This is a genomic window from Halomonas urumqiensis (assembly GCF_003028575.1).
In the GTDB taxonomy this organism is placed as follows: domain Bacteria; phylum Pseudomonadota; class Gammaproteobacteria; order Pseudomonadales; family Halomonadaceae; genus Halomonas; species Halomonas urumqiensis.
In genome coordinates, this window is sequence record NZ_PYUD01000001.1 from 1629814 (window position 1) to 1651541 (window position 21728).

Below are 21728 nucleotides of genomic sequence, written 5' to 3' on the forward strand. Positions count from 1 at the left end.
CTCGATCAGTATAGCCTCAAGCCCACCTTGGTGACCCGGTTGCCCTCCATCTCGCTGACCACCCAGTGTATGCCGTGCCAATCCACGTCGTCACCCACCACGGGATGGCCCCCGACGCGCAGCGACACGAAGTCCGCGAGGGTCATTTCGCGCTCGCCGGGGCTCAGCGTCAGGCCATAGACATCGGCGATGTCCTGCATCTGGGCCTCTCCATCGAAGGTAAAGGTGCCGAAGAAGGCCCTCTCCTGCTTGAGCCTGGCGTCGCCATTGAACAGCTTGTTGAGCGCCGGCAGGTCATCGGTACGGCCAATCACACAGATCACGTCACCCAGTTGCAGCCTGGTACTGCCCTTGGGATGCAACATCGCATGGTCGCGAAACAGCGCGGAGATGAGTGCGCCGGAGGGAAACCGCAACAAGCGAATGGCAACATCTTCCAGTTCGTCGTTCTCGACCACATAGACGAACATCTCGTAATCGTTCTCCGGCAGGATGCCGAGCGGCCCGCGGCGGTTGGGGGTCACGCTTGCCGGTACCTCCACCCGCATCCAGCGCGCCATCCACGGCAGCGTCCCGCCCTGGATCAATAACGACATCAACACTACGGCGAAGGCGACGTTGAAATAGAGCGAGGCGTTCTCGACGCCACCTATCACCGGGAAAATCGCCAACACGATGGGTACCGCACCGCGCAAGCCCACCCAGGCAATGAAGCCGGTTTCACGCCAACGGAACTTGAAGAACGGCTTGATGGAAATCAACACGGCCAAGGGGCGTGCAACGAAGATAAGCGCCAGGGCCACCAGCAGTGCGGGCAAGGCGAAATCTATCATTTCGCTGGGTGTCACCAGTAGTCCCAGCACCAGGAACAGACCAATCTGACTCAACCACGCCAGGCCATCGTGGACCGGAAGAATGAAATTGAGATGGCGCCCAGGCTGGTTGCCGATCATCAGCCCTGCCAGGTAGATAGCAAGAAAACCACTACCGCCGAGTGCGCTGGTCAGACCAAACACAAAGAACCCCAACGCCAGAGCAAGCAGCGAATAGAGGCCCGGGGCCAGATCGACCCAACGCAACAAGCGTGCACTCAACCACCCCCCACCCAGGCCAATCACCAGGCCAAGCCCGAACTGCATGATCAAGAACAGCCCGGTTTCAAAGACACCTCCCAGCTCGCCGACCAGCATCTCGACCAGTACCAGGGTCAAGAAGATGGCCATCGGATCGTTGGTGCCGGACTCGATCTCAAGCGTCGCGCCCACCCGCTCGTTGAGGTTGACGCCACGTCCGCTGAGCATCGAGAACACCGCCGCCGCATCCGTGGAGCCAACGATTGCCCCCACCAGCAGCCCCTGTACAAGCGACAGGTCGAAGATCCACATGGCGATCAAACCAACCAGCCCGCTGGTGATGAACACACCAAGAGTGGCAAGCGTCAGGGCCGGCTTGAAGCCGACGCGGAAGGTCTTCAAGCGCGTGCGCAGCCCGCCATCAAGCAGAATCATGGCCAACGCCAGGTGCCCGATGAGAAAGGCCAGTGAATAATCATCGAACTGGATCCCCAGCAAGCCCTCTTCACCGGCCAGCATTCCCAGCCCCAGGAAGATCAGCAGCAAAGGCACGCCAACCAGCGTCGACAGCCTGCTGGCCAGCACACTCAGTGCAATCAGGAAGCCGCTCAGCAGGAAGAGTGTATTGATCGCGTCCATGTCATCCTCTCGGCGGGCCAGACGTGGATTATCGCATGGCGCTCCCGTTCCCGCGACGGCGCCTTGTCAAGACGCCGACTGGCCAGCTTCGAGTCAAGGCAGGTAAACTGCCTGGTCGCCGGATTGTCCGCATCGGCGATAGATGAGCTTGCCGCCGGAGTGCCCCATGTCCATTGTTGCCAGTCGCCTGCCCTACCAGGGAGCCGTGATTTATTGGCTGGCGTTTGTCGCGTTGCTTGCGCCCTCGCTTGCGTGGGCCGACAACGAGCCACTCGAGGCGCCGCCAATGGTCGAGCCGACCAAGCAATATGCGCCTCTCGGCACCGAGGTGATGGTGCCCTTTATGGACTCACAGTTACTCGAAGTGTTCGAACTGTCTCAGACCGTGGAAGACCCGCTTACCTCAACAAGGCCTAGCGAACAAGAGGATCCATCTGGTGCTGTGGACGCCTCCGAACCCGCGCCCGACGTACCGTCGGTTAGCGTCACGCCACCCGCCCCCCTGCCACCACCGCCAGCGACACGGCTCGAGGTCATGCTCGACTGGTATCCAGGCCCGCAACATGCCGCGCTGCTGCTGGCTCGCGGCAGCGAGGCACTGGAAAGGTACGGTCTGGAACTGACGCTGACCACACCCGCCGACCCCAATGTGCCCCTCACGCTGCTATCCGCCGGACGCGTCGACCTTGCCTTGACCCGTCAGCCACTGCTGCACCTTCTTGTCGATCGCGGGCAGCCGTTGGTTCGGGTGGCTACCCTGGTGGGCACACCGCTTTCGGGACTGCTGTTGAGCAACGAGAATGGCCTGCTATCCATTGCGCAGATGGCAGGCAAACGTATTGGTTACGCTGATGAAGACAGCCGCGATATCCTGCTCGCCGAAATGCTAGAGCCCCATGGAATATCACTCGAGGACATCACCCTGCGAGATGTCCACTTCGGTCTCGCAAGCGCCCTGGTCGAGGACAAGGTGGATGGGGTAATCGGCGGCATGCGATTGCAACTACCTCGCCAGGTCAACGATCAGGGCGTTGCCACTCAGTTGCTCAAGGCCGAGGATTTTGGCGTTCCCAGCCATGAGGGGCTGATCCTGGTCACCAATCGCGACCGGCTCAAAAGCAACCATGAGGCGATAAGGCGCCTGGTCGATACCCTCGAGGAACTGACCGCCTGGATAATCGAGCATCCGGATGCCGCCTGGGAACGTCTTGTCGAAGTCGAGCCGGCACTTGATACACCAACCAATCGAGCGACCTGGATGCCCACCTTGCTGCGCTTGAGCACAAGACCCGCCGCCGTGGACCATGGGCGTTATGCCGAGTTCGAGGCCTACCTCCTTGACGCGGGGCGTATCACCACGCTCACACCCGTGGAACGGCTAGCCATCGACCCGCGAATGCCATGAAGACACGTCACGGTCATTCGCGCGGCTATACCGCCTGGCGAGCCAGGAAATCGTCCACCGCCTGGCGGAAGGCCTCGGGCTGTTCGGCATGCAGCCAGTGACCCGCCTGAAGTGTCACCAGTTCGGCCTCGGGCAGCGCCTGTCGAACGTCCGGCATCCGTTCATCGGACACGTAATGGGAATGCTCGCCACGCAACACCAGCGTCGGTCCCTGGAATGGCCCATCGCCCGCTGGCAGCCCCATGATCGAATCGTAATCCGCCTGAATTTCGTCCAGCCCAACGCGTAATTCGAGGTTACCTTGCTCGCCTCGCACCAGATTGGTGGCCAGAAAAAGCCGAGTCGGTTTTTCGTCGACATGCTCGGCGAGCAATGCATCGGCCTCGCGGCGATTGGCGGGCCGCCCCTCCTTGACCCTATGCAGCGCAGCAAACACCGCATCGTGGCCATGCCCGTAGGCCACTGGCGCGATGTCAGCAACGATAAGCGATGCGACACGCTCCGGTGCCAGATTGGCCAGACTGATGACGACCTTGCCACCCATGGAGTGCCCAAGCAGGTGAGCGCGGGGGATATCGAGGCTGTCGAGCAGGCGGATGACATCCTCGGCCATATCCGCATACCCCATGCCCTCGACATGGGGAGAACTGCCATGATTGCGAAGGTCCACGGCGATCACGCGATACCGCTGCTGCCATGACTTGACGTGGGAGCGCCAGTTATCGGCACTACCGAAAAGCCCGTGAATGACGACCAGTGGCACGCCATCGCCTCCGGTATCGACATGGTGCAATTCAATGCTCATGGCACTCCTCATTACACTCTCCAGTGCGGATGAATTCAGTAGCGCGCCTTGGCCAGCTCAGGCGACACGTCCTCGCTGCCGGTGACGGCCACCAGCCGGCGGCTAAGCCACATCAGCAGCACACCATATAGCGGCAGGAAGAACAGCAGACTGATCCCCAGCTTGATCACGTAGTCGACCCAGGCGATCTCCAGCCAGTTGGCCGCCATGAAAGGGTCAGGGCTCTGATAAAAGGCAATCGAGAAGAACGCGAACGTGTCGGCAAGGTTGCCAAGCACCGTGGACAACGCCGGTGCAACCCACCAGGCACGCAGTCGGCGAAGACGGTCGAAGACACTGACATCGAGCAACTGGCCGATCGCATAGGCCATGAAGCTCGCCAGGGCGATGCGAGCCACGAACAGGTTCCACTCGCCAAGGGCATCCAGGCCTGCGAAGGCGCCACGAGGGAAGATCACCGACACAACGTAGGAGATGACCAGCGCCGGGAACATGACCCGCATCACGATGGCTCTCGCCGGCTCCTTGCCGAACAGCCTGACAGTCAGGTCGGTGGCAAGAAAGATGAAAGGAAAGCTGAACGCCCCCCAGGTGGTATGAAACCCGAACAGAGTGAAGGGCAACTGGACCAGGTAGTTGCTGGCGGCGATTACCAGGATATGGAACGCCACCAGCAGAGCCAGGCAGCGACGACGCTGAATGTCGGAAAGCACAAACATCGATACACCTTTTTTTCGTGGAGGGGTGAGGGAACCCTCATTGACTTATGCCACCCCGGGCGGGGTGAATTGGCCGAACAGTATACGGATTTGACGCTGTACTGACCATGCGCCAACACAGGATGGCGTCACGACAAGGGAGTGCCGCGACCAGGAAAGACCCGGCACCACCCTTTACCTCACACCTGTCGAGACGCGTGCGCGGCCCCCACCTCTCGGTGCACCATCACCTCATGAACGTCCTGGAGGCTTGCCGGGTCGTCGATGGTGGAAGGAATGCCGTATTCCTTGCCATCGGCAATCGTGCGTAACAGCTTGCGCAGAATCTTGCCGGAGCGTGTCTTGGGTAGCTTGTCTACCACCAACACCTGCTTGAAGCAGGCCACCGGGCCGATACGCTCGCGCACCAGAGCGATCAACTCCTCCTCCAGCGCGAGTTCGTCACCGTCGAAGCCATCCTTGGGGATCACCAGCCCAACAGGCAGTTGTCCCTTGAGCGCGTCGTGGATGCCAATCACCGCGCACTCGGCTACCGCCGGATGCGACCCCACCACTTCTTCCATCTCGCCGGTCGAGAGCCTGTGACCGGCGATGTTGATGACATCATCGGTACGCCCCATGATGAAAAGGTAGCCATCCTCGTCGAAATAGCCGCCATCTCCCGTGAGGTAGTAACCAGGGTAGGCTGCCATATAGGCACTGTTGAAGCGCTGCGGATCTCCCCACACCCCGACCAGGCAGCCAGGTGGCATCGGCTGCGCAATCACCACGCTGCCCTGCTGCAAGGGACCAGCCTGCTGACCCTCACGATTCAGAATTTGCACATCGAAGCCTGGCACCGGGACCGTGGCGCTGCCAGCCTTGGTGGGCATTAGCTCGAGCCCCTGCAGGTTGGCGGCAATCGGCCAACCGGTCTCGGTCTGCCACCAGTGGTCAATTACCGGTACCGCGAGCATGTCGTCAAGCCAGTGGAACGTCGGTGGGTCGAGCCGTTCACCCGCCAAGAATAGTGCCTTCAAGCATGAAATATCGTACTGGGCGAGCAGCTTGCCTGCCGGGTCCTCCTTCTTGATGGCACGAAATGCCGTGGGGGCGGTAAAGAAGCTCTTGACCTGGTACTCACTTATCAGCCGCCAGAAGGCCCCGGCATCCGGTGTCCTTACTGGTTTGCCTTCATAGACGACACTCGTGCACCCGCGCAGCAACGGTGCATAGACGATATAGGAGTGCCCCACTACCCAGCCTACATCAGACGCCGAGAAGAACACCTCGCCCGGCGCCATGTCGTAGATGGTTTCCATGGAGTAGTGCAGTGCTACGGCATAACCGCCGGTATCACGCACCACGCCCTTGGGCTTACCAGTGGTTCCCGAGGTGTAGAGCACATAGAGAGGGTCACACCCCTTGACCGGCACGCAGTCTGCTGGCGCTGCCTGCTCGACCAGTGCGGCCCAGTCATGGTCGATGGGGCCAAGCTCCGCTGGCTGCTGCTGACGCTGCAAGATCACGCAGGCATCCGGTCGGTGGGTACTCTGTACCATGGCCTGGTCGATGATGGGCTTGTAGGGAATCACTCGGTCGACTTCCACCCCACAGGACGCCGCCACCACGACTTTCGGAGCGGCATCCTCAATGCGCACGGCCAGTTCATGGGGGGCGAAACCACCGAACACCACCGAATGCACCGCCCCCAGTCGCGCACATGCGTACATGGCGATCAGCGCCTCGGGCACCATGGGCATGTAGATCACCACGCGATCGCCCTTCTCGACCCCCAGCCCCTTCAGGGCCCCTGCAAATTGCGCCACCTGATCACGCATCTCAACGAAGGTCAGGGTGCGCTTACCGCCCGTGACCGGTGAGTCCCACAACACAGCTGGCTGGTCGCCGCGGCCCTGTTCGACATGGTGATCCAAAGCGGCATGGCAGATGTTGAGCTCGCCATCGACATACCAGCGTGCATGGCCGGAGTCGTCATACTGGAGAATCGTGTTGGGTGGCGTGAACCAGGGGATGCGCCTGGCCTGCTCGGCCCAGAACGCTTCCGGCTGATCGATGGAACGACGGTATTCGTTGGCGTACGTGCTCATGATCACCTTGTGCGAGTTTAGTGCGGCGGGATTGTTGACACTTTAGAGCAGATTTCGCTTTTCGCACTCATACCATTGGATATTTACGACAAAAGACCAAGTCAATCAGCACCAGTTGTCTACAACTCCAGTTTAAAAAGCTAATGCTTCATGCTGAAGACGACATTTGCTCCCATCCCGCACTCCTTGAGTGGTCTATGCTTGAGCAATAGTTAAAACAGTGAAACCCCTCCTATATGAAACGGGGAGGGTCAGCGATCAGTGATTGGCAGGGGGCAGATAATGAGCGGTTCAACCAGCATCTCGTCTCGGCTCCTCGAAGGTGACGATCTGGTCATCGATGAGGCCACCTCCTTGCTAAAGGCCATGGCCAATGACAACCGGTTGCGAATACTCTGCCTGCTCGACGACAACGAGCTATCGGTGACCGAACTGAACCGGCGGTTGGCACTTAGTCAATCCGCCCTGTCACAACACTTGGCGATACTGCGCCGCGAGAACCTGGTCTCCACGCGACGCGCCTCACAAACCATCTACTACTCCCTGCACGGAAACAGCGCCCGCACCATCATCGAGGCGCTGGGCAACTTGAACGCCTAGCGTTTTTGCCAGCGGCTGTTCTCGAGCACCTCGAGCCCGCGTTCCACCGCGCGCTCGACCCCGGTGGAAACGGCGAGGCCAAGACGCTCGCCAAGCTTGCGACGCGATACCAGTTTCAGGCTGATCACGCGTGCCTGGCTCATGCGTTCGGCCAAATAGGCTTCGCTGGTGCCGAGGGCATCCACCAGTCCCCGCTCCTTTGCCTGGCTGCCAAACCAGGTCTCGCCTGTAGCGATTGCCTCGATGTCCAGGTTTGGCCGACGCTCGGCTACATGCTGCTTGAATAGCTCATGGACGTTGTCCAGGTCCTCGAGAAACTTCTCGCGACCTTCCTCGGTATTCTCGCCGAATACTGTCAGCGTGCGTTTGTAGCGTCCTGCCGTCAGCACCTCGACATCGATGTCATGGCGCTTGAGAAGACGATGAACATTGGGTAGCTGCGCCACCACGCCGATCGATCCAAGCACCGCCAACGGCGCGGCACGCAACTGGTCGGCACCACAAGCCATCAGGTAACCGCCACTGGCGGCGACCTTGTCGACGCATACGGTGGTGGTCAGGCTCGCTTCGCGCAGACGATCCAGTTCCGCGGCGGCAAGCCCATAGGCGTGCACCAACCCCCCCGCCGACTCCAGGCGAATCACCACCTCGTCGCCTTCGGCGGCGGCATCGAGAACCACCGAGACCTCCTCGGCCAGCCGCTCGGTGCCACTGGCCCGAATATCACCGTGAAAGTCGAGTACCCAGACGGTCTGCCGGGAAGCCTCGCCATGCTGGTGCCCGCGCTTGCGCTCGGCCTTGTCCTCCTTGCGAAAGCGTTTTATCCACCGCTTGCGATCTCCCGGCGAGCTGGTGGCAAGCTCCATCTGCCGACGCCGTTGCCTGCGGACATCATTGAGCTCCTCGAGACGCAGGCGCGGACGCTCCGACTCATTCCCCCGCACCCTTGCCACCACGGCAACGACCAACACCACGATCACCGCAAGGCTCAACAGTTGCGCCACGAACATGGCGAAATCCATCAACCAATCATTCATCCCGCTCTCCATGAATCAGATCAACACGAATCAGATCAACACGAATCAGATCATCAGACCCGATGATGACCATAAGGCCTTGATGTGAACAATCGTTTTAAATAATCTCATGCCAACCGCTATCCAGATCCGTCCTACTCGTTTAGCGTGCCGCGATACTCGCACACCTGGACCTTTCCCCCCATTGCCCACCACGCAGGAGCCAACATGAGTCTTTCCACCTTGGACAAGCTGCATTCACATTTCGACCCCCAGGCCGCACAGGGCATGGACGAGGTTTTCCAGTTTCACTTCAGTGATGCCGGCAGTCACTATCTGGTGGTCAAGGATGGCACGCTGGACGTGAAGGAGGGTGAACATGACGCCCCGTCGGTCAGCCTGAGCATGTCCACTGACACGCTGAAAGGCGTGATGAATGGTGAGATCAACGGCATGACCGCCTTCATGACCGGCAAGTTGAAAGCCAGCGGCAACGTGATGCTGGCGACCAAGCTTTCAAGCCTATTCCCCCACGGCTAAGGATGCCGGTTATCGCCTGGCCCCGACATCGGCCAGGTGCGTCTCGATCAAGGCGCGCGAAATCGAATACAACGGCGGCAGCTGTGGCAAGCGGTGGGGGGAGTACCAGGCGGCATCGGCGATCTCGACCCCATCGATACGTATGCGTCGGCTGGCCGCCTCGGCAAAGTAGCCAAGCATCAGTGAATGGGGAAATGGCCAGGCCTGACTGCGGTAATAACGCAACCGCCCCACCGTAAGCCCAACCTCCTCGAAGATTTCTCTACGCACGGCCTCCTCGGCCGATTCACCGGGCTCGATGAATCCCGCCAGCGTCGAGTAACGGCCGGGGGGGAAACGCGGACTGCGTGCCAGCAGCAGGGATTCGCCATGGGTCACCAGGGTGATGATACACGGCGAAATACGCGGGTAGTTGCGGTGCCCGCAGGCGTGGCAATGCATGGCGAATTCGGCGTCGAGACGCGATGACTGCGCACCACAGCGACCACAGAAGCGATGGTCACGCAACCAGGCGCCGACCTGCAGGGCCGTCGACAGCAGCGGAAAGGCGGACTCGGGCAGCCGCGCGAGCCAGGCCCTGCCATCAAGCCATTCATTACCCGCGTGCTGCTCGAGCGCCAGGGCAACTGGCACGTCATGCCAAAAGCACAGTGGCTGTAGATCCGCCGTCCATGGAGCTTCGCGCTGAAGCATGCCACCATCGGGCGCTGGGGCGATACGCCCCTCAGCGAGACGAATGATGTGCCCGGACGTAGCCTTCAGCGGCAACTCACGGCTCAACATCAGTGTGGCTCCACGCTGTTGTCGAAGTGGTCCCACTGGCACTCGCCTGCCGCCTCGCGAATCCGTGCCAGTTTCGCTTGATGAGCCGCGAGCTCTTGCTCGGTCGGTCGCACCACCCCAAGACGGCCGGGCGCAAGCTCGACACGGCGAATCGCCAGCCCCTTGCCATCCTGGGCCTGGCTGTCCCCGCCAGCCGAGGCGTCCAATGTCAGCGCGGTCTGCCCACCGGTCATCGCCAGATACACGTCGCCCAGTATCTCGGCGTCCAGTAACGCGCCATGCAGCACACGGTGGCCGTTGTCGATTTCGTAGCGCTTGCAAAGGGCATCGAGGTTGTTGCGCTGACCGGGGTGCTTGTCCCTGGCCATCTGCAGGGTATCGAGAATCCGGCAATGCTCGGCGACCGGCCCAAGGGCTGGCTTATCACGCTGGCGGTTCAGCCTGGCCAGTTCATGATCGATGAAGCCGACATCGAACGGCGCGTTGTGGATGACGAGCTCCGCCCCTTCGATGAACGCCCAGAAGTCATCGGCAATCTCGGCGAAGACCGGCTCCGCGGCGACACGCTCGTTGGTGATGCCATGCACTGCCATGGCCTCGGCTTCGATATCCCGCTCGGGGTTGATGTACTGATGATAACTGTTGCCGGTGAGGCGACGGTTGATCATCTCGACCGCCCCGATCTCGATCAGCCGGTGACCGTCACGCGGGTCGATACCCGTGGTTTCAGTGTCGAGGATGATCTGGCGCATGGCATGATATCTCTTGATTCTGATGGTTGATGACGATGTGCCAACAGGAGTGGCGCCGCGGTTCAGACACAGGAGCGTCGGGCGTCGATGGCCTGGTTGGCCAATTCATCCGCGCGCTCGTTACCGGGATGGCCGCTGTGGCCCTTCACCCAGTGCCACTCGATCTGGTGGCGGTGGGTTTCCTCGAGCAACTCTCGCCACAACTCGGCATTTTTGACAGGCTGCTTGGCGGCCGTCTTCCAGCCCCGCTTGATCCACCCATGGATCCACTCGGTGATGCCGCGGCGCAGGTACTCCGAGTCGGTCCATAGCTCAATCCGACAAGGCTTTTTCAGCTCACGAAGCGCCATGATGGCGGCCATCAACTCCATCCGGTTATTGGTGGTGGTGTCTTCGAAGCCGTTCAAGGCCTTTTCGTGTCTACCACTGGAGAGCAGCGCTCCCCAGCCTCCGGGGCCGGGATTGCCTCGGCATGCTCCGTCGGTGTAGATGATCACGCTTGGCAGGTCAGTGGCGGCTTGCGATTCAGTCAACCTCGAGCATCCTTTCCGGTTCTGGCGACTGCCTAAGGCGTGTGGCACCCAGTGCGGCACCCCCGAATGGCCGGGTAAAGGCAAGCCGCGGGGGTTGGGTCTGGGCCAGCTGCGGCTTGCGGCGCGCCTGGATCATGTAACTGTCACCCAGAGGCAAGTTATAACGCCTTCCCAGGGTTTCTAGCAGGGTATTGCGCGGCACACTGCCGGGCAGATGAAAGCTGCAGTAGTCTACCCGCTCGATCTCGAAGTCGACAAATGCCAACCAGTCCTTGAGGCGCCCCGGCGTACGCCAGTGGCCACGCCAGGGAACACGGCGCCGGCGACCGGGCCAGGCACGGGCCAGGCCGCCCGCCCCAATCGGCATCCAGCCGAATATGATCAGTCGACCATCGTGGGCGGTGACGCGAGCGGACTCCTGGAGCATGTGATGCGGGTCCGGCACGACTTCCAGCAGATGATGGATCACCACCAGGCTGAGGCAGTCGTCGGGTAGCGGCAAGGCGTCCGGGGGGGAAACCAGGGTGGCGGATTGCTCGGCGAGTTCTCGAGTCGGCGCCCAACGCATGGGATGACGTACCGGGCACATGTCGGCAAGGCATGCGCCCATGCCAAGCTCCAGGCTGTGTGCGCCAAACACCCGCTCGCAAACTGGACCCAGGCACGCGCGCTCCGCCTGGCGCACGGCCTGTCCGGTGGGCGTTGCCCAGTAACGCCGTCCATCCCGCACCAGCCTTGCCAGGGCGTTCGCTTCCGGCGAATTTGACATGATGCGTGTATTCCTCCAAGGTAGGCGGATTTTGTGAACCGTTCATGCCCAATCAGGACGCTATGCCCATGCTGAGCGTGACACCGATTCCCGCATTTGGCGATAACTATATATGGCTGTTGCGCCAGGATTCGAGTCCCGACGTCTGTGTGGTCGACCCTGGCGATGCTGCACCGGTGATTGATCTGCTCGAGCGAGAGAAGCTCACCCTGGGCACGATTTTGATCACTCATCACCACCATGACCATACTGGCGGTCTTGCAACGCTGATAGAGCGCTATTCACCACGCGTTATCGGACCGTGCAACCCTGACATCGCAGGCATCCAGGAGCGAGTCGCCGATGGCGACGAAGTTCGCGTGATGGGACGTCAGTTCGAGGTGCATGAGGTGCCTGGGCACACGCTGGACCACATCGCCTTCTTCACGGCCGGCATCCCGCCGCTGCTTTTCTGTGGTGACACCATATTCAGTGCGGGCTGTGGCCGGCTGTTCGAGGGCAGCCCGGAGCAGATGCATGGTTCACTGGAACGCCTGGCGACACTACCAGATGACACCCTGGTGTTCGCCGCTCATGAATACACGCTAGCCAACCTGCGCTTCGCGTTGGCTGCGGACCCCCACAATCCGGATGTGACCCAAGCCATGGAAGAGTGCCAGCGTGCCCGGGAGCTCGATCGCCCTACGCTGCCAAGCTCCCTAGGTCGAGAGAAGCGCATCAACCCTTTCCTGCGCTGCAACGATACAGGTGTCAGGCGTGCCGCCTCTGAACATGGCGACACCGCAAGCGATGCGTCGACCTTCGCTACGCTACGCGCATGGAAGGATAATTTTTGATCGAATTCTCAACGGACGCAACAGCGCGGGCCCGGTTCATGCCGGGCCCGCTCGCGACCAGGAGGCAACATACCGGATGACCTACTACACGACTCGCCGACGACTACTGGGATTTGCCAGCGCAGCCGCACTGATAGGCTCGCTGGGTGTGCTTGGCACCGCTACCCATGCAGCGGGACTTGCCACCGACAGCACGCGGACCTATGGCTCAACGAGCAACACGCTCCCCCCCGCCGCCACCCCTGAACCTGGCTTCAGCCAGCACTTCTGGGATGCTTTGGCACTGGAGCCGCGTGATGCCTGGAGCCGCCTGCGGGCCAGTTTCCAGTGGCAGGACCAAGAGCATAACGAGCGTGTTCAACACTGGATAGATCATTACCGCGAAAGCCCACAAAACATCGTCGAGATCACCGAGCGCGCTCGCCCATGGCTTGCCTGGATCACCGAGAAGATCGAAGCGCGAGACCTGCCGGGCGAGATCGCACTGATTCCATTCATCGAAAGCTCGTTTGACCCCACGGCACGCAGCCATCGCGGTGCGGCCGGCCTGTGGCAGTTCATGCCGGGCACTGGCGATGCACTAGGGCTGCATCGACACCAGGGATTCGATGGTCGACTCGATGTCGTCGCCTCTACCCGTGCCGCGCTGGATTACATCGAACTCCAGGCCGACCAATGGTACGAAGGCGATATCCAACTCTCGCTTGCCGCCTACAATGCCGGTGCCGGCACCGTCAACCGAGCACGCAACGCAGCGATTTCCCGTGGTGAGTCCGGTGATTACTGGAGCTTGAACCTGCCCAGTGAAACCATGAACTATCTGCCCAAGCTGAAGGCAATCGCCGCCATCATCGATAGCCCTGACGAATACCAGGTCGCCCTGCCCGACATCGAGGACGCTCCGGCCTTCGCCAAGATCCCTGTGGAACGTCCGGTATCGCTGTCAGATGTGGCAAGGCTCTCCGGCACGAGCCCGACCGTACTTGCCGAGCTCAACCCGGCCCTGACCAGTGGCACTGCCTATCCCAGTCGGACGACCGTACTGCTGGTACCTGCAGAGCATGAGGAAAGGCTGATGGCCAGACTCTCGAATGCCACCGAGCGCCCTTCGCGCACCGCCGCCAACAACACGGCCAACGACAGCTACGTGGTTCGCCGCGGCGATAGCTTATCGGGGATTGCCTCCCGCCAGGGAGTCAGCGTGGCCGAGATTCGTGAGGCCAACGGCCTGTCAGGCACTGTCATCCATGCTGGACAGGAACTCACCCTGCCACAGCGCAGCCTGGCGGCACGTTGATTACGCCCCTGGGTGAGCCGCTGATCACGGCGACTCACCCGGCAACCTCCCTCGATACATCGATGGAGGTTGCCAATCCCTTGACGTCCTGACACCTTATTGGCGGTATTCCCGGCAGCACCGGTATTGCAACCGATCAAGGATGTCATCGATGTCGCACCCTTCTCACCGTTCACGTCCTGGCATGTTGCTTGCGATAGCCTGCCTTGCAATGTGGTCGTGCGCCCCACTTTGGGCACAACAGCCGGCCGAGGATGCTCCATCCGTCGACGGAGCCAGGACCGATGCGAACGACGTGCACGCGGACATCCCCACGGTGCACGGGCTGGCACTCTACGACGAACCGGCGCTCCCCGAGGACTTTTCGCACTTCCCCTACGTCAATCCCGATGCCCCCAAGGGTGGCAGCCTGACCCAGGCGGCGGTGGGTTCAAGCTTCGATTCCACCAATCCCTTCATCATTCGTGGCACGCCAGCCGCGGGTATCTCGCAGATCTACGATACCCTGCTCGAGTCCAATCTCGACGAGCCCTTCTCGCTGTATGGGCTGCTGGCGGAGGGTATACGCCTCGACCCTGACCGCTTCTGGATCGAGTTCGACCTGCGGCCACAGGCACATTTTCAGGATGGGGAGCCGCTGACCGCCGAGGACGTGGTGTTCAGCTTCGAGCTGCTGATGGATCAGGGCAACCCCTTCTACGGCGCCTACTATGCCGATGTATCGAGCGTCGAGGCCCTCGACGATGACACCGTTCGCTTCGAGTTCAGCAACAATCACTCGCGCGAGCTGCCACTGATCGTCGGTCAACTTCCGGTACTACCGAAGCACTATTGGGAAGAACGCGATTTCAGCGCACCGACGCTAGACGCCCATCCTGGCTCCGGGCCCTATCGGATCGCCGAAGTGGACCCTGGGCGCCGCATCGTCTACGAGCGGGACCCCGACTACTGGGGCGCCGAGTTACCGGTCAAGCGTGGTCGTTACAATATCGACCGGCTGATCTTCGACTACTACCGCGACAGAGACATCGCCTGGGAGGCCTTCAAGGCCGGTGTCATCGATTACCGCATCGACGCGCGCGCGGCCACCTGGGCCATCGGCTACGACTTCCCCGCCTACCATGATGGCCTGATCGAGCGCCTCAGCGTGCCGGATGGCCAGCCCGCTCGCATGCAGGCCTTCGTCTACAACCTGCGGCGCGATATCTTCAAGGATCGTCGGGTTCGCGAGGCGCTGTCGCTGGCGTTCGATTTTCCATGGCTCAATGCCAACCTGTTCTATGATACCTACCGGCGAACCGAAAGCTTTTTCCAGAATTCCGACATGGCAGCCACCGGCACGCCTGAAGGTGACGAGCTTGACGTGCTCGAACCCTTTCGCGATGAACTCCCTGCCGACGTATTCGATGAGCCGGTGCCCATCGACCACCCCACCGAGCTACGCGAGCGCTTTCGCCTGGCCCTCGACCTGCTCACGCAGGCGGGTTACCGGGTCGAGGATGGCCAGTTGGTGAATGGCGACAGCGGTGAGCCGCTCGAGATCGAGGTGCTGCTCTATGACACCGGCATGGAACGGGTGGTCCAGCCGATGCTGCGTAACATGGCGCGACTCGGCATCAAGGGCACCATCCGCATCGTCGATATCAACCAGTACCTCAACCGCCTGCGCAGCTTCGACTTCGATATTGTCATCGGCCAGTTCCCCCAGTCGAACAATCCCGGCAACGAACAGCGCGAGTTCTGGACCAGTGAATACGCCGAACGACCCCAGAGCCGCAACCTCATGGGGCTTGCCGACCCCGTGGTCGATGCACTGGTGGAGCGCCTGATCCGTGCCGACAGTCGGGACGAGCTGAACACGCTGACCCATGCGCTTGATCGCGTGTTGCTTCACAAGTTCATCGTCATTCCCCAGTACCATTCGGGCGAGACACGCATCGCGGTATGGGACAAGTTCGGCTGGCCCGAGCCCTCGCCGGAATACGGCATGGACCTGGATGCCTGGTGGGTCGATGCCGACCGGGAAGCCGCGATCAACCAGCGCCTGCGTCGCCGCTGACGCCAACACCACGAAAAGGACGACGCCCCGTGAGCCGTTATATCCTGCGCCGCCTGTTGCTGATGATTCCGACCCTGCTTGGCATCATGCTGCTCAATTTCATCATCGTGCAGGCAGCCCCGGGTGGGCCCATCGACCAGATGTTGGCCCGCTTCCAGGGCATCGACAGCATGTCCAGCACTCGCCTGGATACCGGTGGAGGCGAAGTGGTAGTCCAAGACGAATCGCGTGGCTCACGCGGCGTCGACCCACGTTACATCGAACAGCTGGAGGCACAGTTCGGTTTCGACCAACCCGCCCACTTGCGATTCGTGGGCATGCTGGCCGACTACGCCACCTTCGATTTCGGCACCAGCTTCTTCCGTGATCGTCCCGTCATCGACCTGATGATCGAAAGGCTGCCCGTATCGGTGTCGCTGGGGCTATGGACCACCCTGCTGGTCTATCTGATCTCGATTCCATTGGGCATCCGCAAGGCACTGCGGCATGGCTCGCGCTTCGATGTATGGACCTCGGGGCTAGTGATCGTCGGCTATGCGATACCCGGCTTTCTGTTTGCCATCCTGCTGATCGTGCTGTTCGCCGGAGGCAGCTACTGGGATCTGTTCCCGTTGCGTGGATTGACCTCGCCCGACTTCGAGGACCTTTCCACCTGGGGCAAGATCAAGGACTACGCCTGGCACATCACCCTGCCCGTGGTGGCCATGACCATCGGAAGCTTTGCCACGCTTACCATGCTCACCAAGAACAGCTTTCTCGACGAGATCCACAAGCAGTACGTACTCACGGCGAGAGCCAAGGGGGCCAGTGACCAACGCGCGCTTTACGGTCATGTGTTCCGCAATGCCATGTTGATCATCATCGCCGGCCTGCCAGGCGCGCTGGTAACGATCTTCTTCACCGGATCACTGTTGATCGAGGTCATTTTCTCGCTGGAAGGGCTTGGCCTGCTGGGCTTCGAGGCCGTGATGCAGCGTGACTACCCGGTGATCTTCGGCACTCTGTTTCTGTATACGCTGATCGGCTTGATCCTCAAGCTGGTTTCCGATCTGACCTATGTGTGGGTCGACCCGCGCATCGATTTCGAGTCACGGGAGTCCTGAGAGCATGGCGCACAACGCTCAATCGTCATCCCGGCTGTCACCCATCGCACAGCGCCGCCTGGCGGTGTTTCGTGGCAATCGTCGGGCATGGATATCGCTGTGGATCTTCCTGTTTCTGTTTGCACTCAGCCTGATCGCCGAGCTGATCGCCAACGACAAGCCGCTGGTGATGCGTTACGACGGGCAGTGGTACGCCCCGTTGCTGGTGGATTATCCGGAAACCGAGTTCGGCGGCTTTCTCCCCACCACCGCCGATTATCACGATCCCTTCGTCAAGGAACAGATCGACGCACACGGCTGGGCGCTGTGGCCACTGATTCCTTTCTCCTACCAGACCCTCGACATGCAGATGATGCAACCCTCACCCGCGCCACCCGATGGCCGCCACTGGCTTGGTACCGATGACCAGGGCCGGGACGTGCTGGCAAGGGTGATCTACGGCTTTCGCCTGTCAGTGGCCTTTGCGCTGGTACTCACCGCAGGCTCCCTGGCGATGGGCGTATTGATTGGCGGCATTCAGGGTTACTTCGGCGGCAAGACCGACCTGATCGGGCAGCGTCTGACGGAAATATGGTCTGGCCTGCCCGTGCTGTTCCTGCTGATCATCCTGGCGAGTTTCGTGCAGCCCGGCTTCTGGTGGCTGCTCGGTATCATGCTGGTATTCAGCTGGCTCGGCCTCGTCGATGTGGTGCGCGCCGAGTTCCTGCGTGCCCGCAACCTCGAGTACGTTCGCGCCGCAAAGGCCATGGGGCTTACCCCAAGGCTGATCATGTGGCGCCATGTACTGCCCAATGCCATGGTCGCCACCCTGACCTTCGTGCCCTTCCTGTTCACCGGCGCGATCACCACGCTCACGGCGCTGGATTTCCTCGGATTCGGCCTGCCACCCGGCTCACCGTCCCTGGGTGAACTGGTGGCACAGGGCAAGAACAACCTGCATGCGCCGTGGCTTGGCATCACTGCCTTTATCAGCCTGTCGCTGATGCTGTCGCTGCTGGTGTTCATCGGCGAGGGGCTGCGTGACGCCTTCGACCCGCGCCATATCCAGCAGACCGCCACACCGCTGCCGAGGAACAACGCCAATGCCTGACGCCAACACTTCCCCCCTGCTGCGTCTCGATGCGCTGACCATCGCCTTCAGTGGCACCACCGTGGTGGATGGGCTTTCCCTGTCGGTACACCGCGGCGAAACCCTGGCGCTCGTCGGTGAATCGGGCTCCGGCAAGTCGGTGACAGCGCTCGGCGCCATGAACCTGCTGCCCGATAACGCCCGGGTGGAAGGCGGCCGCACGCTTGGCGAGAGCGACCTTGCGCACTTGAAACCTCGCGATTGGCAGGGGCTGCGTGGCGGTCGGGTGGGCTTCATCTTCCAGGAGCCGATGACCTCGCTCAACCCGTTGCATACCGTCGCGCGCCAGATTGGCGAGACGCTCAGGCTGCATCAGGGTCTGTCCGGTCGCGCGGCCCGTGAGCGCGTGCGGGAATTGCTGGTGCAGGTCAAGCTGCCACGCCCGGACGAGCTACTCGATGCCTGGCCCCACCAACTCTCCGGCGGCCAGCGACAACGCGTGATGATCGCCATGGCGATCGCCAACGAACCCGAGCTGCTGATTGCCGACGAGCCCACCACCGCGCTGGATGTCACCGTGCAACGCGAGATTCTCGCCCTGCTTGCCGAACTGCGTGACCGCCATGGCATGGGCATGCTGTTCATCACCCATGATCTCAACCTGGTACGTCGCCACGCCGACCGAGTGTGCGTACTCTACCAAGGTCGCGAGCAGGAAACCGGTAGCGTAAAGGCGGTGTTCGGCTCACCGCAAAGCCCCTATACCCGCACCCTGCTCGATGCCGAACCGGAAGGCCGTCCGCAGCCGATACAACGCGTCAAACCGCTGTTGAGTGCCCAGCAGTTCAGCGTCAGCTTCCAGCGACCCAAACGGCTGTTCGCCAAGCGTCCGCCCGCCTTCGAGGCACTCAAGCCGCTGGATCTCTACCTCGCTCCGGGAGAAACGCTGGGAATCGTCGGTGAATCCGGTTCCGGCAAGACGACCCTGGCTCTTGCCCTGTTGCGCCTGGTGGAAAGCAAGGGCGAGGTCATCTTTGGCGGAGAACGGCTCGATACCTTGAGCGGCGCTGCCCTGCGACGAAAGCGTCGGCGTATTCAAGTGGTCTTCCAGGATCCCTATGGGTCGCTGTCCCCGCGCCTGCCGGTTGTCGAGATCGTAAGCGAGGGACTGCGCTTCCACTACCCGGAACTCGACGAAAACGAGGTACGCAGCCGAGTCAAGGCGACCCTGCGCGAGGTTGGCTTACCCGAAGATTGCGCCTCCCGCTATCCCCACGAATTTTCAGGAGGACAGCGCCAGCGCGTCGCCGTGGCCCGTGCGATCATTCTCGAGCCGGAGCTTCTGATACTGGACGAACCAACATCGGCGCTGGATCGAACCGTCCAGAAGCAACTCGTCGACCTCTTGCGCAATCTGCAGGCCAGGCGTGGCTTGAGTTACCTGTTCATCAGCCACGACCTGGCTGTGGTACGTGCCATTGCTCACCGAATAATGGTGCTCAAGGAAGGGGAGCTTATCGAGCAGGGTGAGTGTTTGAAGGTGCTGAGCGAGCCGGCGACCGAGTACACGCGCGCGCTGGTAACAGCAGCAGGTCTGTCTCCCTACGCCGCTTGAAGACATTTTTTTTGTTATTCCACCAGCTCCATCAGGATGTCGGCAACGAAGCTTCACAACAAGATAACGGTATAAATCTCTATGCGGTCAACATCTTCACAACGCTATAACGCCAACGTCTTGCCCGCCTGGCACAGCAGAATTCCCGGTGGTGCGTTGACAGGCATGACACATCCCTCAATTATCATGACCAAGGGAAAGAGGGCCGATGGGATGCCATGACCATACTCGCCAGGCGGTTGATCCAGTTCTTGTCGCTGGCGCTGCTGCTCGTGACATCCTTGCCGATGGCGCCTTTGCAGGCAGCCGATGGTAGTGCTGTGGGCACAGGCAATTGGTCGGATCAGGCAGAAACGTCCTCTCTTGACCTGGCTTCCGGCTGGGAGTATCGCTGGGGGGATTCCCCATTCAACGAATCGGGCATACCTGCCTGGACGCTGGATACCGACCCCGCCAACTGGCAAGCAATAGGCTTTCCTTCCAATCCACCCAGACGCGACGGGCGCCGCCACGCCTGGTTTCGAATCACCCTTCCCGAGGGCGAGTGGCGCGACCCGGTGCTCTATATCTACAGCATCGATCTCATCGCCCAGGTCTACCTGGGTCCGCGGCTGATCTACCAGTACGGGGATTTCGATGAACGCGGCGAAGGCCGCTTCGCCGGCTGGCCATGGCACCTGATCCAGTTGCCCGAGGATTTTGCCGGGCAGACGCTCTACTTTCGCGTCTACTCCAACTACATCGATATTGGCTTGTGGGGTGAGGTCAAGTTGATGGACAGGCTCGCCTTGCTCGAGCATGTGCTGGATAGCTCGGCCAAGGCGCTAGCCACTGGGCTTTTCTCGATCCTGCTGGCGGTGTTGGCGGGCATCTTTGCCCTGGTCGGTACACAGCGACGCAGCTTCGCTGCCATTGCACTTTTTTCGCTTGCCGCCGGCACCATGCTGATCGCCGAGACACAGGCAAGCCAGTTGCTCGCCAACCGGCCGCTGCTATGGGATACCCTGGCGGCCAGCGGTTACTTTACCCTCCCAATCGCCATGGGGTTGCTGCTGGAGCACTGGTTGACCCACCACGGCCGCCTGCTCAGGAGCCTTTGGCAATTGCACCTGGCCTACCTTGTCGGGGCCATCGGCGCCACCTGGCTTGGCTGGATCGATCTCGCCATCACCTTCCCGATCTTCGATGCCCTGTTGCTGGTGACTCTGCCGGTGATGCTGGTGGTGGCGGTCCGCTTCGTCGCCCTGTTGTCCATCGAACAGCGGCTGATCATCGTAAGCTACGCGGTTTTCGCCACCTTGCTATTGATCGATATGGCCGTGGCACATGGCGTGCTGCCCTGGCAGCGGGTGCCGGTCAGTTTTGGTGCCCTGGGATTTTCACTGGCCATCGTCACTATCTCCTTGTGGCATTACCACCAGACACAGCGTGAACTTCACCAGCTCAACCAGTCACTTGAGCGCCAGGTTACCGAGCGCACTTCCGATCTTCGCCAACTGGTGGAAAAGCTGGAATTCTTTTCCTACGAGGACACACTCACCGGGCTCAAGAACCGCCGGCATTTCGATGAAATGCTGCAACACGAAGCGGCGGTGGCCCGACGCCAGGGCACGCCCCTGGCGCTTGCCATGATCGATATCGACCACTTCAAGCGTTTCAACGACCGCTTCGGCCACGAAGCGGGTGATTCAGTACTTGCCGGGATCGGCGAGCTTCTGCGACGCCACTTCCGTGACTCCGATGTGGTATGCCGGATGGGAGGCGAGGAGTTCGTGGCAATTCTACCTGGGGCGACACCAGAGCAGGCCGAACAGCGCACCGCTGCATTGATCGACGAGGTTCGCGGACTGCGCTTCAGGCATCGCGGCGAGTTGCTTGATTCCATCACCCTGTCCTGCGGGATCGCAGCCTACCCCGAGCACGCCGAGGACCCACTGGCACTGATCGGCTTGGCTGACAAGGCGCTTTACCACGCCAAGCATCAAGGCCGCGACCGCAGCGAGACCTACCCCGTCGAATGACCAC

18 protein-coding genes and 1 pseudogene are annotated in these 21728 nt (G+C 61.1%); 10 read left to right on the forward strand and 9 right to left on the reverse strand.

Translation table 11 applies throughout. The annotated features are described in order from the left end of the window. Positions 1-5 precede the first annotated feature (5 nt). Complete coding sequence (locus C6V82_RS07165; protein ID WP_102588973.1) at positions 6-1712, reverse strand: potassium/proton antiporter; 1707 nt, start codon at positions 1710-1712, stop codon at positions 6-8. Positions 1713-1878: 166 nt separating this feature from the next. Here C6V82_RS07165 and C6V82_RS07170 point away from each other — a divergent pair, with 166 nt between their 5' ends. After that, positions 1879-3117: an ABC transporter substrate-binding protein gene (locus C6V82_RS07170; RefSeq protein ID WP_180978318.1), complete on the forward strand. Its 1239-nt coding sequence runs from the start codon at positions 1879-1881 to the stop codon at positions 3115-3117. A 25-nt stretch (positions 3118-3142) separates the two neighbouring features. Here C6V82_RS07170 and C6V82_RS07175 read toward each other — a convergent pair whose 3' ends face one another. The 3 genes and pseudogenes from C6V82_RS07175 to C6V82_RS07185 form a co-directional block, all read right to left on the reverse strand. Further along, entirely contained in the window at positions 3143-3922 is a 780-nt protein-coding gene (locus tag C6V82_RS07175) for an alpha/beta fold hydrolase (protein ID WP_102588971.1), read from the reverse strand. 35 nt (positions 3923-3957) lie between these two features. Then, entirely contained in the window at positions 3958-4641 is a 684-nt protein-coding gene (locus C6V82_RS07180; RefSeq protein WP_102588970.1) for a 7-cyano-7-deazaguanine/7-aminomethyl-7-deazaguanine transporter, read from the reverse strand. Positions 4642-4820: 179 nt separating this feature from the next. After that, positions 4821-6740: pseudogene (locus tag C6V82_RS07185) on the reverse strand (propionyl-CoA synthetase); the annotation flags it as partial. A 273-nt stretch (positions 6741-7013) separates the two neighbouring features. On the opposite strand from C6V82_RS07185, the gene C6V82_RS07190 reads away from it, so the two are divergent. Continuing rightward, positions 7014-7331, forward strand: a complete 318-nt coding sequence (locus tag C6V82_RS07190; protein ID WP_102588968.1) for an ArsR/SmtB family transcription factor — start codon at positions 7014-7016, stop codon at positions 7329-7331. Here C6V82_RS07190 and sohB read toward each other — a convergent pair. Then, the gene (gene sohB, locus C6V82_RS07195; protein ID WP_102588967.1) at positions 7328-8368 is read right to left on the reverse strand and encodes a protease SohB; all 1041 of its coding nucleotides are present in this window, start codon (positions 8366-8368) and stop codon (positions 7328-7330) included. The genes C6V82_RS07190 and sohB overlap by 4 nt on opposite strands. A 207-nt stretch (positions 8369-8575) precedes the next feature. On the opposite strand from sohB, the gene C6V82_RS07200 reads away from it, so the two are divergent. Beyond that, entirely contained in the window at positions 8576-8887 is a 312-nt protein-coding gene (locus C6V82_RS07200) for an SCP2 sterol-binding domain-containing protein (RefSeq protein WP_102588966.1), read from the forward strand. Between the two features lie 9 nt (positions 8888-8896). Here the strand turns inward: C6V82_RS07200 and nudC are convergent, their stop codons facing one another. The 4 genes from nudC to C6V82_RS07220 all read right to left on the reverse strand — a co-directional run bounded on the left by nudC (position 8897) and on the right by C6V82_RS07220 (position 11724). Beyond that, the gene (gene nudC / locus C6V82_RS07205; RefSeq protein ID WP_102588965.1) at positions 8897-9670 is read right to left on the reverse strand and encodes an NAD(+) diphosphatase; all 774 of its coding nucleotides are present in this window, start codon (positions 9668-9670) and stop codon (positions 8897-8899) included. Beyond that, positions 9670-10422, reverse strand: coding sequence for a DNA polymerase III subunit epsilon (gene dnaQ / locus C6V82_RS07210; RefSeq protein ID WP_102588964.1), 753 nt, complete (start codon positions 10420-10422; stop codon positions 9670-9672). The genes nudC and dnaQ overlap by 1 nt, the downstream gene beginning before the upstream one ends. A gap of 62 nt (positions 10423-10484) precedes the next feature. Beyond that, on the reverse strand, positions 10485-10955 hold the full coding sequence (gene rnhA / locus C6V82_RS07215) for a ribonuclease HI (protein ID WP_102588963.1): 471 nt from the start codon (positions 10953-10955) through the stop codon (positions 10485-10487). Next, on the reverse strand, positions 10948-11724 hold the full coding sequence (locus C6V82_RS07220; protein WP_102588962.1) for a class I SAM-dependent methyltransferase: 777 nt from the start codon (positions 11722-11724) through the stop codon (positions 10948-10950). Before C6V82_RS07220 ends, rnhA begins: the two co-directional genes overlap by 8 nt. Positions 11725-11792: 68 nt before the next feature. Here C6V82_RS07220 and gloB point away from each other — a divergent pair, with 68 nt between their 5' ends. From gloB to C6V82_RS07255, 7 genes are all read left to right on the forward strand, one after another. Next, positions 11793-12560 (forward strand): hydroxyacylglutathione hydrolase, encoded by a 768-nt coding sequence (gene gloB, locus C6V82_RS07225; RefSeq protein WP_102588961.1) that lies wholly within the window; start codon positions 11793-11795, stop codon positions 12558-12560. A 76-nt stretch (positions 12561-12636) separates the two neighbouring features. Continuing rightward, entirely contained in the window at positions 12637-13857 is a 1221-nt protein-coding gene (locus C6V82_RS07230) for a transglycosylase SLT domain-containing protein (protein ID WP_102588960.1), read from the forward strand. Between the two features lie 211 nt (positions 13858-14068). After that, positions 14069-15916 (forward strand): extracellular solute-binding protein, encoded by a 1848-nt coding sequence (locus C6V82_RS07235; RefSeq protein WP_102588959.1) that lies wholly within the window; start codon positions 14069-14071, stop codon positions 15914-15916. Positions 15917-15945: 29 nt separating this feature from the next. Further along, entirely contained in the window at positions 15946-17019 is a 1074-nt protein-coding gene (locus tag C6V82_RS07240; RefSeq protein WP_102588958.1) for a microcin C ABC transporter permease YejB, read from the forward strand. Positions 17020-17023: 4 nt separating this feature from the next. Then, positions 17024-18109, forward strand: coding sequence for an ABC transporter permease (locus C6V82_RS07245; RefSeq protein WP_102588957.1), 1086 nt, complete (start codon positions 17024-17026; stop codon positions 18107-18109). Then, a complete protein-coding gene (locus tag C6V82_RS07250) occupies positions 18102-19703 on the forward strand; it encodes an ABC transporter ATP-binding protein (RefSeq protein ID WP_102588956.1) in 1602 nt (533 codons plus the stop codon). Before C6V82_RS07245 ends, C6V82_RS07250 begins: the two co-directional genes overlap by 8 nt. 218 nt (positions 19704-19921) lie before the next feature. Continuing rightward, the gene (locus C6V82_RS07255) at positions 19922-21724 is read left to right on the forward strand and encodes a sensor domain-containing diguanylate cyclase (protein WP_102588955.1); all 1803 of its coding nucleotides are present in this window, start codon (positions 19922-19924) and stop codon (positions 21722-21724) included. The last annotated feature ends 4 nt before the right edge of the window (positions 21725-21728 follow it).